Source organism: Paenibacillus athensensis (genome assembly GCF_004514475.2).
GTDB lineage: Bacteria > Bacillota > Bacilli > Paenibacillales > NBRC-103111 > Paenibacillus_AL > Paenibacillus_AL athensensis.
Genome location: NZ_MYFO02000015.1, coordinates 68330 through 84005, shown reverse-complemented (window position 1 = coordinate 84005; position 15676 = coordinate 68330). Strand labels below are relative to the sequence as shown.

Genomic DNA, 15676 nt, shown 5'->3' with positions numbered 1-15676 from the left:
AAAGCCTGTCGCGCCGCGTTGTGACGTGACAAGCTTATTTATCATTTTGTCGATGACGTTATTTTTCTCGGTCAGGTTTCCTTTTTTCCGGTTCCCCGAACTCGATGCCGCTGATCGCATGCTCATACAGAAAAACTTTGATGTTGCGCATATCGTTCGTGGTGTAATAAGCAGAGAGCAACTCGTTAAACTGCTTCATGTTCTTCTCCCTAATCGTCAGCATACCGCATCCTCGCTCCAAAAGAAGCTTGTTGGCCAGCAAAAGATAAGTCCGTTTGTTGCCGTTTGAGAACATTTGTCGCCTTGCTCCCCACAGAAGAAAGGTAATCGCCCTTTCTGTAGTGGTCATCTCTGCTGACAATAGCGCAGCTAATTCCTGCTCGATTTCAATGATTACAGGAAGATGAGGCACGTCATCCGTACTGGAAATCCCGACACGTTCTGTTCTAAGCACTCCCCGTTCGAGCGACTCGTTTCGCGCCACATACTCATTCAATTTGCATATAAAGGATAGTGTAATTGGCTCGTCAACGGCAGAGAGCAGATAGCGCCACGCATCCCGCATATTCAATACGGTTTGAATGTCTTCCAGGGTGACGCTGGGTACGTTTACGCCGCTCAAAATCGTTTGCGTCTGCGGGAAGGTGATGTTGCGATTTTCCATTCTCATGCCGCAATATATATTTTCGTCCCATTTCTTTTTAGCCAGAAACAGGCTCTGTTGTCTGGTCAATAAAAATTGATCTTCAAAGGGGTTCATACCATATTCCTCCGTCTGTTGTTCAGGCTGGCACGTAAACGACGGAAAGCATGAGAAGGAACGTTAATCCATTACCGTTCACGTCCTACAGTTCGCCGTTCTGACGCTTCCGGTTCTTCGTCCGGCACGCTGTCTACGGCTTCGTTTTCCCGCTTGTCCATGTTCAGCAGGGCATTCAGCTCCGCAAGCCGCGCTGCTTTCGTTTGCAGTTCCTGCTCCTTCTCAAAAGGAGCCGCAATCTGTTCCTTCGCCGTTTCCATCTGTTGGCGCAAGGTGGCAAGCTGCTCTCGGCAAATCGCCAGCTTTGTAGGTAAGTCCGAGAGGACGTTGTTGATGCGGCTGATGTTGCCGCCAGCATCCACGCCGAGCGTCACCGTATGCCCAAGCGCCCCGCGCAGCGTCACCTTGTATTCCTTGCCAAAGCTATCAAACGAAAGCCACAAGGAAAAGCCCCGGTAGCTGCCGATCTCCTGCGGCTCGGGCGAAGTCATGCCATTGCAAGCGTCAAGCAATGCCGCGCCCGCTGCTGCCCTATCCGTGTACGTATATTCTTTGAGCGTCATGCCCGAAAATTTGGCGTCATCCGCACCGTCCATCTCCGCCGCTTGCGAACGCACAAACAAAGCAACATCCTGCTCATAGCCAGCTAACCGCTCCTCCGTGGATTTGATCTGCTGCGGCAGCATTTTCAGCAACCGATCCTCCAGTGCATACCGCTGACTGAGATGGTTTGCCTTGAGCAGCTTGAGCTTGGATACCTGGATGTCCAGGTCCATCTTCTCCTTAATGTACGGATTGCCCGTCGCCAGCGCCTTGACTTCCGCATAGGAGAGGGCTGTTTCGTCAATGTCCTCGGCGGAACGTACCGGCGATTTGCTGGTCATAATTTGTGAAATAAAGCGTTGCTTGTTTTCGAGCGTTTGGTACAGGTAAGCATCGAACGTGTTCTCTGTCACGTAGCGGAAGATATGCACGTCGCTGTTCTGATTGCCCTGACGAATAATGCGCCCGCTGCGCTGCTCCAAGTCGCGCGGCCGCCACGGACAGTCGAGGTCGTGAAGCGCGATCAGCTTCGTTTGCACATTCGTTCCCGCGCCCATCTTGAACGTCGAACCGAGCAATACCCGCACCTGCCCTGTGCGCACCTTGGCAAACAGTTCCTTTTTCTTCACTTCCGTATTGGCATCATGGATGTAGGCGATTTCCTCGGCAGGAACGCCGCGCTCTGTCAGCTTTCGCCGCAGCTCGTCATACACGTTGAACGTGCCGTCCTGCTTCGGAATGGACAAATCGCAAAACACGAGCTGCGTCAGCCGCTCCTGCCGATGCTCCGCCCAATATCGATACACATTGTTTGCGCAGGCGCTGACCTTGCTGCCCGTGTCATCAGGGAGCAGAGGGTTCGCCAGCCGTTGATCGAGCGCCAGCTTCCGCCCATCGTTAGTGATCGTCAGCATATTGTCCTCGTGCGGCTCCACCTGCTTCATCCGCACCCGTTCCGCGCGGCGGGCAAGCTCGGCGACCATTTCCCGCTGAAAATCGCTTGGCGGCACGGCGACATTATGGAAGTGGGCTTTCGGAACCGGAAGCTGGAGCATATCTGCCGTCTGGATGTCCGCGACCTCCTTGAACATGTTCATCAGCTCCGGCAAATTATAGAAACGGGCAAATCGCGTTTTCGCGCGATAGCCCGTTCCCTCCGGTGCCAGTTCGATGGCCGTTACGGTTTCCCCGAATGTGGAAGCCCATGAATCAAAATGCTGCAAGCCTCGCTCTCGCAAGCGTTCGTGCTGCAAATAGCGCTGCATCGTGTACATTTCGGTGATGGAATTGGAAATCGGTGTGCCTGTTGCGAAAATAATTCCCCGACCGCCTGTCAGCTCGTCGAGATAGCGGCATTTGGCGAACATGTCGGACGATTTTTGGGCCTCCGTCTGCGCCAGCCCGGCGACGTTGCGCATTTTCGTGTACAGGAACAAATTTTTATACGAATCTGCCTCGTCCACAAACAGCCGATCAATGCCCAATTCCTCAAACGTGACCACATCATCCTTGCGACTGGCGTCATGGAGCTTTTCCAGCTTCAATTTGAGCGTCTTTTTCGTTTTCTCCAGCTGCTTGATTGCATAGCGCTCGCCTCGGGCTTCCTTTAGCTCTCGAATGCCATCTGTAATCTCAGCGATTTGCTCTGACAATTGCTGCCGTTGCCGTTCTGTGGAAATCGGGATTTTTTCAAACTGGGAATGTCCGATAATGATGGCGTCGTAGTCGCCAGTGGCGATGCGCGCGCAAAACGTCTTGCGGTGCTTCGTCTCAAAATCCTTCTTGGTCGCGACCAGCACGTTGGCGGAGGGGTATAGCTGCAAAAATTCCGCTGCCCACTGCTCCGTCAGATGGTTGGGTACGACGAACAGGCTTTTATTGCAAAGGCCAAGCTGCTTGCTTTCCATCGCCGCCGCAGTCATCGCAAACGTTTTGCCCGCCCCGACGCAATGCGCAAACAACGAGTTACCGCCATACAGTACACGGGCGACTGCGTTCACCTGATGCTGACGCAGCCGAATTTCCGGGTTCATGCCTGTGAAGCGGATGTGGCTGCCGTCGTATTCGCGGGGACGAATCGAGTTAAAGCGATCATTGTACAACCGGGTCAGCCGCTCCCGCCGCTGCGGGTCTTTCCAAATCCAGTCGCGAAAGGCGTCCTTCATCGCTTCCTGCTTTTGCTGGGCGATAGCGGTTTCCTGCTTGTTCAAAACACGCTTTTCCACGCCATCCTCGTAAACCGTATCGAAAATGCGCACATCTCGCAGGTTCAGTGTTTCTTCGAGAATTTTGTACGCATTGATGCGGCTCGTCCCATAGGTGAGATTCGCCTTGATATTGCCGCTGCGGTCATCGCTTTTGCCGCGAACGTTCCATGTGGCGGTATATTCGGAGTAAAGCACGTCGATGGATGAACGGAACATTGGAGGTGTCTCGACCAAATCAAAGATAAATTCCTTGATAACAGCAGGAGGGAGCCAGGTTGCGCCAAGCCGCACATCGATTTCGGAGGCGTCCAGGTCTTGCGGCTGCACCGCTTCCAGAGCCGTTACGTTGCCCCCGTATCGCTCAGGGTCTTGGTCGGCGAACTGCTTGGCAATGCGCAGCTTGTCGCGCACCTGACCGGACAAATAGGCGTCCGCCGTTTCATACACCGGCTGACCGTTCTCGTCCAGCCTTGCGGGATTAGGAAAAATCACGCCCTGCAGCTCGTGGATCAGCCGTTCCGCTGTGAATCCAGTAAGCTGCCTCATAAAGTCCAAATCGACGCGGGCCTTTTCGCCGATAGAGACGGCCAGCGCTTCCGCCGCGGTGTCCACGCGACTGACGCTGGCTCGCTGTCGGATCGTGCGCTTCGTGAACATGTCGGCTTTGCGCTGCAAACGCCCCTCCTCATCGAGCACCTCCAGCGAGCAAAGCAGGAAATAGGAGCTGTCATCGGCAAAAGCCAGACTGTTAGCCCGGCTGTTAATGAGACCGTATTGTGCGGTAAAACGGTCATACTGACGGTTCAGCTTTTTCTGCTGCTCCTGAATGACCTCGTCGCTGTAATCCTCCGTCTGATAGTCAATCAGGTCGCGGACGATGTTTCGTAGCTGAATCATCCCTTTGATGCGGCCTGCCGCCGTCGCAGACGTATCCATTCGGTGCATTCGGCTGTTTTCCCGATAGTAAATGTGGCCGTCCACCAGCGTGTAGCTGAAATTGCGCACGGTCGGGTCGGCGGGGAGGGAAGCGGCTTCATCGGCTTCAGGCAATTCCTCCCGTTCGACCTCTGTCCATTCGGCGTGAATGTTTTCAAGCGCTTCCTGCAGCTGCTCGCCCAAATCGGCATTCGGGAAAGGCTGGCAGGTCGTTTCTTGCTTGTTCCCGTACATGCGGTCATCGTAAGCCATCGTCCCAAGAACCATGTCGGGATGGGATACAAAATAGGCGTTGATCGGTACACCGTCCTCGGTCGTGGACAGGTGAATCCAGTCCTCATTCGCAGCGGCCACCATGCGGTCGCGTTTTTGCAGGAACAGAATATCGGTCGTCACTTCCGTTCCGGCATTTGCGAGAAATGCGTTGTTGGGCAGCCGTACCGCGCCCAGCAGCTCGGCACGCTGAGCGATGTATTGACGAACAGCCGAATTTTGCTTATCCATCGTTCCCTTTGAGGTAATGAATGCGATGATGCCTCCGGGTCGCACCTTATCCAGCGTTTTGGCGAAGAAGTAATCATGGATGAGGAACTTGTGCTTGTCATACTTTTTATCCGCCACGCCGTAGCCGCCAAATGGCACGTTGCCGATAGCAAGGTCAAAAAAGCTGTCCGGTAAGCTCGTTTCCTCATAGCCGCTCACGGCAATGGACGCTTGCGGGTAGAGGTGCTTGGCAATGCGCCCGGTAATTCCGTCCAGTTCGACGCCAAACAGTTGGGAATCCTGAAACGACTCCGGCAACAACCCGAAGAAATGACCTATTCCGCAGGAGGGCTCCAAAATGTTGCCGCTGCGAAAGCCCATATGCTCCAGACATCTATAGATCGCCTTGATGACGGTTGGCGAGGTGTAATGGGCGTTCAAGGTCGAAGCACGCGCTGATTCGTATTCCTCTGGCTCCAGCAGCGCCTTGAGCTCGTCGTATTCGGTGTTCCACTGCGCATTGCTTTCGTCAAACGCTTGTGGGATGCCGCCCCAGCCGACATAGCGAGCCAATACCGCCTGCTCCTCCGCTGTTGCCGGACGGTCTTCCTGCTCCAACTGCTTGAGCAACCGAATCGCTGCGACGTTAAAGCCAAACTTGGTCTTGGCGCTGCCGCGTCCTAATTCGTTGTCGGTGATCCGGTAATTCGTCGCTGGCGTTCGGGGCGCTTTTCGTAATGGTTCGACAGATGGCAGGGAGGAAGGCGCGGTGGCATGCGATTCCTCCCGGTCATTCATGTCGGAAGCGTCCGGGGACTGCTTCCCTTCATTGATGCCCGTACTGACGTCGGGTTCCAATGTGGCGGTAGCAGAAAGCGAAGCTTCTTCAAGCAGCCCGTCCACAGGCAACGCCGGTTCTTGCTCACCCGTCATCAGGTGGTCGTTCAACGGATTTTCCCTCAGCATCCGCTCGAAGTCTCGATGGGGCATTTCCTTAGTGAACAGCGGAAATTGCGCATCCTGCAAGATGATGGAGCTTGCATTTATCATTAAAATCGTATACTCGTCCGCGCCGTAGAAGACGGTATCCCCCTCAGCATACGCATAGTGCGCCCGGGTTCTGTTGCTCGACTTGGGCCTTGCAGCAGATGGTGGTTCCGGTTTGGCGTTGGGCAACGCTTCGTGCTGCACAGCCGACGGCGGCAAGGGCAGACCCGTCACTGATGTCTGCCCCAATGTCGATTCGCCTTTCGCCATTTCGCGGATGCGGGCTTCCTCTGCGCGTTGCAAGCGGCGTTCCTCTTGCTCCTGCGCAAAGACAGGCAAACGTCCCAACTCTTGCCGATTCAAGTACCGTCCTACGACCAGCAATTCGCCAATCCGCTTTTGCACCTTCATCCAGGACAGGAGGATCTGCGCATCGGGCTTCATGATGGACCCGCGCGTAATGTGAATGCCCTTGCTGTCATGCTGCTCATGAATATTCGTCCCGATCAGCGCCGGAAAACGGCCGCCCGTACCATATTCCTGTTTTAAGAAATCTGCGTTCTCCTGCGCTGACAACTGCTCTTGAAAATGAAGCGCAATCCGCAGCTTGCCATTTTCATAACCGCTGCCGCGCTGGAGAATCGCATCAATCGCTGCCTGTGGAATGGCAAAAGCGGAGGCTTTGTCGTCCTCCGCCTGTTCCATCCAAAGCTGCTGCTGCTCAATGGATGGCTCCTGCCGTGTTGGGTTGAATTCGCCCAGTACAATCATACTGGCGATATGCCCGGCAATCACTTCCCAATCGTAAAACCCTTGCGACGTTCGGCTGTCTGCCGCGCCTTCCCACAGGTGCAGCACGTTCTGGTATGGCTCAAACCCGGCATGCCGCTCGCCGTCCAATATCATTTCTGTTACCCCGTGCGGGAACAAGCTTCGAACGTACAAGGTGCGTTCCAGCCCGTCATCATGCGCCGAGAAAAAAGCCTCGATATCCGTCTTGCTCTCCAAGAGCGGAGCGGAACGGAGCATATTGTTGATCATCGCCTGATCATGAAAAAACGGAAGACCTTTGTCCTCCGTTTGCCGATCATGCCATTTTACGTATAAATCAGTTCCGTCAGAACGAGCTCCTCCGCCTGCTGCTTCAGGCTGTTCAAATGTCCCGTCCATGCCAGCGGGTCGGTCGTTTTGTCTGGCGCGGGGTGAGCGTTCAGCAACTCCTGCATCGTCTGCTCGATATGCGTTCTCGCCGTCCGATCGATCTCCGTCAAATGCTGGTACAGTTCCTCCGACAGCATCAGGCTTGTGTACAAGCCCTTCCGCTGCGTTTGCAGGTACGTTTTGCGCAACATCCCATACTTCCCGATGGGCATTGTGACTTCCGCCGTCATCAGTTCGGGAAGCAAGTAGTCCCCTTGCAGGGTATACGTCAGTTCTGCTTTCATCGTATTCATCCTTCCTTTCCAAGTGGTTGCTTTCATTGTGCACCATTGCTTCCACTCTCGCAATGGTGCGAGAAGGGGCCTGAAGCCGATCTTCTCGCCGCAATGCGCGAATCGTGGACTCGATTTCCCGCAGCAGCATTTCCGAGATGTCGCTGACGGCAGCCCCAAGATGAGAAAGCGAAAGCAGCGTATTGAAGTAGCCGACGCCGGAAATATCCTCACTGCTCACGTAATGTGAAGCCTCCAGCCCGCAGCGAGTCATCACCATGAAGGCGACGGCGCTTTTTGCCGCTTCTTTAAACAGTGTTTCGACATGACGCGGCTCCAGTTCTTCGAGCAGGCTGTTATCCCGTTCTCTTAGCAGCGCGGTCACGTAATCGGCGCTGTTGTCGTCCACGGCGTTCTGCGCGGCAGCGATCAGCGCGAGAGACACATCCGCGCCTTGCCCGAGCTCGCCAAACGCATTTTCCAGCGTTTCAATCACATGCACGGCATCGTTGTCCTGCATGCTCCATAGCGATACCGGACGCTGGTTCCGGCTTTGCGTATCTGAAACGTCGAATACATGCCGCAAGCCGAAATGATCGCCCCGATCCTCAATCAGCGCGATGCCCTTCGCGCCCCGTGTGACCCAGCGATTCAGCCGTTTGTTCCACACCTCAATCGTGGCGCAAGCCGTTGCGTTTGGACGTTGCGCATAAATCAACAATTGATCCTGAAAGGGATACTTGTAGTTCCACGCCGCTGTTCGCAAAAAATCGGCCCATCGATCTGGATCATTCGCGACCGCATGGGCCGTGCTTGCAGCAAGCTCAGCCATTCGCTGTAATTTGGCAATCAAGGCTGCACCTCCTCAAACGAAGGTAATCTGATTCGTCAGGCGTATGCCTTCTTCTGAATACCGGGCTGAGATTCGGATCAGCTCGACGCGCTGCAAACGGTGCAGATTGCGGCGCACGGCGGACGGAGAAAGACCGATCTCCTTGGCCAGCCGTGTGGTAGATAGCAGCACCGTCCCATTCAGCCCGCCCGCGCGATCCAATAGATAGCTGTATAGCAGCTTCGCTGCCGGGGAAATCGTTACTCCGGCCAGCAGCCGGTAACGGGCAAGATCGCTCATTGGCGTGTTCCTCCTATCGCTGGGGCTCTTGCTTTTTCTTTGGCGTGGGCGACGGTTGCCCTTTCAGACGTTCTGGCTGGGCGTAGCTGTATAAATAGAAGTTGTAATCCCCGGCATGGGGAAAACAACGCAAATAGTAACGGTGCTCCGGCGTGTGCAGGCAAAAACCGTACACATCCTTATTCCAGCCGCCACGGATGCGAGCCTCCGGGTGCTGCCTGCAAAAGCTGAGCATCTGCATGCGGCTTTGAAGCACACCATGATCTCCCAGCGCTTGAATAATCTTTCCCAGTTCCGCTTCAAAAGCCGGAGTTTGCAGGGGAGAACGCCGGGTAAACCAGTTCACCCAAAACTCCTCACCTGAGCGACCAAAATCGCCGCGCAGGTGACCGATACATCCGCGCTCGATCTCCTTTTCAGCAGCAGCCGAATAGAAATAGGACGCATCCTCCGATGTAGCTGCTTGCAAGCTTTCAAGCATACTCTTTTCCTCCCGGCTGGTTCATTTAGTGGGTGCCTCCCGTCCCGAAGTCGTCATAGCTGGACAAATCGGCGTGATAAAACACAATATCACCGTCCAGTAGGGGGAACGTTGCGCCGTAAGGATCGACAAAGCTGCGCTGATAGCCCTCCATTTGCCACTGATTGTCCAGCGGTGCGTTTTTGTATTGAAGATGCGGATGGGTCAATTCCCGATTCTGAATCGTCTCGATATTGAAATTGACGATGATATACCCGTCCTTCAGAAAAATAGGCGCATGATCGTCGAGCCGATGCGTGCGGCCGTATTCCGAGAGGTTAAAGCCTTTCGGCACGACGTATGGCGCGGAAGGCAAGCTGTACTCGCCATACCACCGCTGAATCGAAGCATGGGCACGAGCTGCGTTCACGCCAGAAGGCACTTGCATGCTGCCGACAAACGTCCGTAGCTGCGGCGGGAGCAGCAGGATGTCGTAGCCGCCCACATACGTCGGCTTCTGCGAGTTTTTCAAATATTGTTCGATAAATGGCTGCTGTGCGCCGGACGATCCGCTGAGAGACCAAATTGTGGCAGCGGTATCGATCAGTTCCTGCCTGGGCACGTTGCGCAAACGAGCGTCAAGCGTCACATAACGCTTTTCCACATCGTCGCTGGAGCCGACCTGCACGAATCGCTTGGTTGCTGAATGATAGTACAGATCGACTTCTTGCCGATTAAGCCCCTTGCTGTCTACGAAATAAAATGTCGGGGTAATGGCAATCCCGTCCCCCGTGCCAAACATGTTGCCTATCGTCCGCATTTCAAACTTGAAGTGATAGCCCGTCTTCACGGCCACATTTTTCTTGCCGCTTTCCGGGTGACTGCCCGGCCGAACGGGTAGCACATAGGGCGGTGTATTGCCACGAGCTGCGCCGTCAATGCCCTTCGTGCCGACCCAATAAGCGTTGCCTGTTGGCACAGCGTTACCCTTTTGCTTACGGAACACCGATTCCCATGCAAAGTCAGCAATGTCGGTGATGCGGAAATCATAAAGGCGACCGATCACTTCAACGGGAACCACTTGCGTCGCCACATGGTTCGACACGTCCAGATTGGCATTCATCTGCGATGTGAAGGGAGAGGGACTGTTTTCGGCAAACGTGCGGAACAACACGTCATAGTTGCCCTCATCTACCCATACGGGCAAATAGAACGTCGTCTCTAGCTGCCCAACAGGGATGGACACCCACGTTCCCTTTGGGATGAACGTCGTTCGATCCGCCTTGTATACATCAAACGGGAACCATACCTGCTTGTCCCGCATGTACTTGGCGTAATCGCGATTGCCGTAGCCTTTAATGTTCTTGTGCGGGCCGCTGGTCGGAATCGTCACGGTAAACGGTCTGTCCAACATGAGCGCAGACCGACCGGCAGCAGGTGTCGTTTTCTGGTTGTGCGCCTGATCGTCGGAGATGGATGCCTGATTAACAACGGGCGTATGCACCGTAACCGGGTTGATGCCGTCGATGGGAAAGCTTTTGTTGTCACCGCCGCCAATTCCCTTAATGAGTGTGTAATAGATCATGCCTGAGCTGGGTTGACTGGCTTTGTTCATCTTGCTTGCGTCAATGGTATACCCCGACCCGTAGAGCACGTCCTGTCCGATGGAGGCAGGTGCCGGAATCGCGCCGGGCGTCGGAGCTTTTTCCTCGACCGTCCGGTTGTCCATCACGGTACTGCCGTTAAACACGAGCGAATCGTTTTTCACTTTGATTTTGCCGATAGCGGTTTCCGCATAGGATTTCCATTCCTCATTCGGAATGGAGGGACGGACGAGGCCGCCGGAAATCGTCTGCCCCGGTAGCGTCACGTTCGCATAAACCGGGTCGGTCACATGCGCGCTAAGTGCTGCATCGTGCGTGGCTGTAACGTTGGGTGCCGTATAGCCGCTCGGTTGGAGCGTCACCGTTCCCGAGGGCAGCGCGTAATTGGACACTGTTGCCTTTTGCAAGCCGTATACTTCGAGATTTGAAATTGTCCAAAAACTGTATTTGCGCTCAACCGTATAATTCATTGTGACGGTTTGCGTCTCGGAGTGCGGAACCAAGACCATTGTTGGGTTGCCATCGGCATCGGGCGGTCCGGCTTGCGTTTCCGTCCATGTGAGGGTATACGTCTTGCTGACCTGAATCGGGTATTGCTTTGTGCCCGCTGTCTCTACGAACGTGTGGCGGTACAGGTACGATTTGGCTAACACATTCGCGTATAGGCTTTCGGAGGTCGGGATGCCTTGAAGCACATCAAAACGTTCCGCACCGCGCGTATCTGCCTTGATAACAGCAGACGCGCCAGCGTCCATCACTTCAGCTTGCCGGGTCGCGCCGGGTTGTGAGGCATTCCCACCGTCGTCGCCCTTGCGTACCGTATGCTCCGAGGTCGAATCCCCGGAGTTGTCGTTCGCATCTTTTACGACGACGGTCATTTTGACGGTGACGCTGGAGCCGGACGTGAACGGAATTTTGATCGGCAGCGTTTTACTGACGGTTAGCCCACTGAGCGTCCCGGACTTATCGCTTGGCGTAACCAGCGAGGCGTTCTCGATGCGGGTGATTTCATACGATTTGAGTGCCGCCAGCGACTTCGCTTCAAACACAAAATCCCCGTCCACCGAAGTGATCGAAGCATCGACGCTGCTTGGCGCGTCGATATGCGAGGTCACCGTAACCGGGGAGGGGATTTTATAAATGCCGACGAAATTGGAACCGCCAGAGCCAACGACAATGGAACGCTCCAGCAGCTTCGCGTCGCCCTTTTCCTGAATGAACAGCCTCTCATCCGGTTTGCTGTTATTCGTAATGTAGGAGCGGACAATCTCATAGGTCTGACCGCCGGAGGTGATTTGCGGATCGAACGTATAATTCGCTTCTTCGCCTGCACCGTAGACGCCTTTCTCCACTTCCTTGAGCCTTGTGCCGTCTTCCGTCTGGTAAATGGCCTTTACCGGATTGTACTCGTCGTATTCGGCAATCGCGTCGGTGCCGCCAAGCGCTACGGTAAAGCTTCGCGTCCGCACCTTCGGGTTGGTATCGGGATTCTCCTGCAACCAGTTTTTCTGCGATAAGTCCTGTTTCGGCGACAAATAGGAACGGACGATGCTGTATGTTTTTCCGTTAACTGTGATGGTCTCGGGAAACTCGTGGTTGATCGTCTCGCCAACCTTGTAGTCGCCCTTATGGAACGTAACCTCTGGAAGCTGGATGACCGTGCCATTTACCGTTTTTACCACGACATCGACCGGGAAATTGGCGCTGCGATACGGGACATGCAAGCCGAAATAATCGTCTAAATCCTCTGGGTGCGCCCAAGGCTCGGCATTCTTGATCTCGTTCAGCGTATAGAATGGGCCTTTGCGCACATTGCCGTTGCCATCGACGGATACCATGATTGCATATAAATACAAGTCGTCGTTGTCCTTGATGTCGCCCATGCCCGCTTGCCACATGCCTTCGGTGACAAGGCTTTCGCTGACCTCGTAGTAGGTCGTGACCGGTTCGCCGGGAATTGGAGGATTCGGATATTGATCAATTTGCTGTACTTGCTGATTCACAAATGAGGCATGACTGCCGTTGCGCGGATCGCCACACTGCTTGGGAGACGTACCTGTGCAGATTTGGTCGCGCCGTATCGTCCAGCCAACCGTTTTATAACGGATGGACGATATTGCCGCTGTGCTAGTAATTTTGAATTTGATGGAACCATTCTCCGTCTTGACATCAGGAGCCCCCGCAAATACCGAAACAGGAAAGAGACTGAATAAAAAAGAGCACGCTATCAGCATGCTCAAAGTCTTTCGGATGAAGTTGTACTTGGTCATCTATTCCGAAACCGCCTTTCGGATGATGTAATTGAAGAACAAACTGGCACCCGGACTTACTTTCAACGTACTACCCCAATCTCCGCCCACATTAGTGGACAAGGCAATGTCGGAATAGCCCTCGTACCAAACTCCTTTTTCAAACGCTTGTTTTTTGGGAAACCATTCATCATAGATCAAGTCTTTGCTTTCCTTGTAAGAGATGAATTTTATCCTGAACTTGGTGCGCACAAAATTGTCACCAAAACCATCCTTGTAAATCATGGATGGTTCGGGATCAAGATATCCCTCGGTCTGGATTTTGTTCGCTTTGACCCAGTCCATGTATCGCCGGATGTATTTCAATTCCGCATCCGAGCTTTGCACTTTGGTAGCAAATACCTCTTGCACCCACGCCTCATCAATCGTATTGTAATCGACATTCAGCCAGAGTGCGCCGAATGTTTTCAATCGGCTCATCCAAATATCGACGTTGTACTTGTTAAATTCCGGGATTGTCGAAAAGAGGACAGATGAAACCTTGCTGTCCGTTGGGTGAGAATGCGGGTAGCCCAACTCGTACATCTCATTCGGAACATCCGCGAGAATGTACGGATAGTCGCTCGCGTTTGTCGGCAAATCGGTCGTGCGGATCAAGCGGCCCCACTCATCAACCTTGGCGTCGCTGTCCTCGTGGGTTTGGATAAACACCGTCTCCGTTGGGTTATCCCATTCGACTTTCGCTCCAAGCACTTCGCTGACAAAACGAAGCGGCACAAGCGTCCGACCGCCGCTTAAAATCGCCTTCGTATCGAGCGTAACCGCTTTGCCGTTCACTTGCACGATGTTCTGGCCAATCGTCAGGACGATGGATTGATCGCCACGCGAGATTGGAACCGACTGCGTTTTCGCTTCCCAGCCCACTTTAGCCCCGAGCGATTCGGCGACAAAACGCACCGGCACGAGCGTCCGCCCGTTCGCATCAATAAACGCCTGTACGTCGGGGAACCCAATTTTTTTGCCGTCCACGACGACACTGACAAAGGTCGGCGGTTTACTCGCCGCGCTGGCCGTCATGCTGAACAGTGTGCCGAGCATCGCCACGATCAGCCCCGTCAATGCCCATTTCTTCATACGTTTCGCTCCTCTCAGATAAGATCGAGTCTGTCTTGAAAGTGATTGCAACCGTTACGTTTATCATAAAACCGATCTTGGGACATGTCCACACTCCGTAAAAGCGCTAAGCCAGACTTGCGTCCCATCGTGAAGAGAAGGGGCGGTTCACTCATGGATAGTCTGCATTCCTCGAATACAATGGGGACAATTCTACGTATCCCGGATGAACAGCCGCTCATCACGACGGCGGGCAAGCAAATGGCAGGTATCCTTGTTTCGCTGCCGCTCTCTCACTGGAGAATGTTTCTTCCACCGGGTAACCGAAGCCGCACGTACTGCGGTAATACACCTTCATACCGTTTTTCCTCACCCCGACAATCTCCGGCTTCTTCAACACGCGGCTCCCGCCAAGCGCGTAGCTGTTGTAGAGCTTGCCGCCCATCGGAATCCCTTGAAGAAAGGCGAGAACACCTACGTCATCGACGGTGTTATTCCACTCCTCCTGCGAAATCGTCGGCAGGGTAAGCGTGTAGGCAACGCCGTTTCGGGCAACCGATTCGTTATGCTGGTTGATCCGATACGCAAGCTCATCCTCAATCGCGCGGATGATGGTGGTGCGGCGCGTCTGCTCAAATAGCTCGGCGTCCCGCAAAAGTGGGATATTTGTCTGCTGCTGCACATCCATTCGCAAGCCTTCACACCAGCTTCGGCTGCTGGCGTCGTAGGCGAGAACAAAGTCGTCGAGCGTAAACGAAAGGCTGTTGCCTGCCGAATCGGCGTAGGCATAGGGCTTCTTCGCCCCCCAAACCGCTTTCCGCTCTACATGGCCGTCAGCGCCCGTCCATTCGTCCTCCGCATAGACGTAGAAGCCATCGTACCCGATCACAACAACCGCCGGGATATACCGACTCAGCACGCCTTGCGAAACAGGATCGTCGGCAACGCCGAAATTTGCGTACAACGTCTGATAAAAAGCGGCGATGGCCTCGTCCTTGTTCAGCGCGATTCGTTTCGCCGATTCGTACTGCGCTTCTCGTCCTTGATCGTTGCTGACGACGAGCATCCGCGCCGCATCATCAACTGCCGTATCCAGCGCGGTGTTGTAGCGCAGCTCGGTGAGCAGCGTCTTTCGCTGCATATCCGTTTCGAGCTGGTTCACCGTCGCAAACGGCAGGAAGATCATCGCCCCGACAAGCGCCCATTCAATCCATTTCATTGCGCACCACCCCGCCGTAGGGAATGAAGATGCGCTCGCTTGGGCTGATCGCACCGTTCAGAAAGTCGGACAACATCGTGCCGGGCGTCCGATTCGTATTTTTGACCGTCACGGTAAATGTATCCCCAACATGCAAGGGGTAGCGCCGTGCCGGGTCGTCCTTACCCGCTGTGTTGTTTGGGAACAAAACGGGCAAAATTTGCGCGTTATAAAACGCATCAAATTGCACCTCGTAGCTGCCGCGAAACGTATCCGGCCTGGTCGGGTCATCGTAAACAGGCACGTACTTTTTGCTCCCATGCTCCATCTGCACGTCGAACGTGTTGCCCGTTGCAGCGAGCGTGTTCATAAAATCCGTGTACATCGTCGCCGATACGAAGCCCTTGTCCCGCACCGCATCTACAAATGATGCTGTCGCCTTCATCACGACCAGCTCGGAAACATCGTCCTGCTGACGCAGCGCCGCCGAAATGGGGTAGACGTACAACAGAAGGACGGCAACGATGACTGCAAAAGCTTTCAGGAAACTGTTCATCATCGGGCATTCTCC

General features: G+C 54.3%; 9 protein-coding genes. All 9 read right to left on the bottom strand.

Features of this window, described 5'->3' with window-relative positions:
• Window positions 1-58: 58 nt before the first annotated feature.
• Window positions 59-760: a Fic family protein gene (locus tag B5M42_RS21310; RefSeq protein WP_134753648.1), complete on the bottom strand. Its 702-nt coding sequence runs from the start codon at window positions 758-760 to the stop codon at window positions 59-61.
• A 71-nt stretch (window positions 761-831) separates the two neighbouring features.
• Window positions 832-3336, bottom strand: coding sequence for a DEAD/DEAH box helicase family protein (locus B5M42_RS21305; protein ID WP_230633131.1), 2505 nt, complete (start codon window positions 3334-3336; stop codon window positions 832-834).
• A 3677-nt stretch (window positions 3337-7013) separates the two neighbouring features.
• Window positions 7014-7289, bottom strand: a complete 276-nt coding sequence (locus B5M42_RS21300; RefSeq protein WP_230633129.1) for a TnpV protein — start codon at window positions 7287-7289, stop codon at window positions 7014-7016.
• Between the two features lie 925 nt (window positions 7290-8214).
• Window positions 8215-8481, bottom strand: coding sequence for a helix-turn-helix domain-containing protein (locus B5M42_RS21295; RefSeq protein ID WP_134753646.1), 267 nt, complete (start codon window positions 8479-8481; stop codon window positions 8215-8217).
• Between the two features lie 13 nt (window positions 8482-8494).
• A complete protein-coding gene (locus B5M42_RS21290; RefSeq protein ID WP_134753644.1) occupies window positions 8495-8962 on the bottom strand; it encodes a hypothetical protein in 468 nt (155 codons plus the stop codon).
• A 25-nt stretch (window positions 8963-8987) separates the two neighbouring features.
• A complete protein-coding gene (locus B5M42_RS21285) occupies window positions 8988-12548 on the bottom strand; it encodes a DUF5704 domain-containing protein (protein WP_230633105.1) in 3561 nt (1186 codons plus the stop codon).
• Window positions 12549-12815: 267 nt separating this feature from the next.
• Window positions 12816-13928, bottom strand: a complete 1113-nt coding sequence (locus B5M42_RS21280; protein WP_134753642.1) for a copper amine oxidase N-terminal domain-containing protein — start codon at window positions 13926-13928, stop codon at window positions 12816-12818.
• A 220-nt stretch (window positions 13929-14148) separates the two neighbouring features.
• On the bottom strand, window positions 14149-15126 hold the full coding sequence (locus tag B5M42_RS21275) for a hypothetical protein (protein ID WP_134753640.1): 978 nt from the start codon (window positions 15124-15126) through the stop codon (window positions 14149-14151).
• Complete coding sequence (locus B5M42_RS21270; RefSeq protein WP_230633103.1) at window positions 15113-15664, bottom strand: hypothetical protein; 552 nt, start codon at window positions 15662-15664, stop codon at window positions 15113-15115. Before B5M42_RS21270 ends, B5M42_RS21275 begins: the two co-directional genes overlap by 14 nt.
• Window positions 15665-15676: the final 12 nt, after the last annotated feature.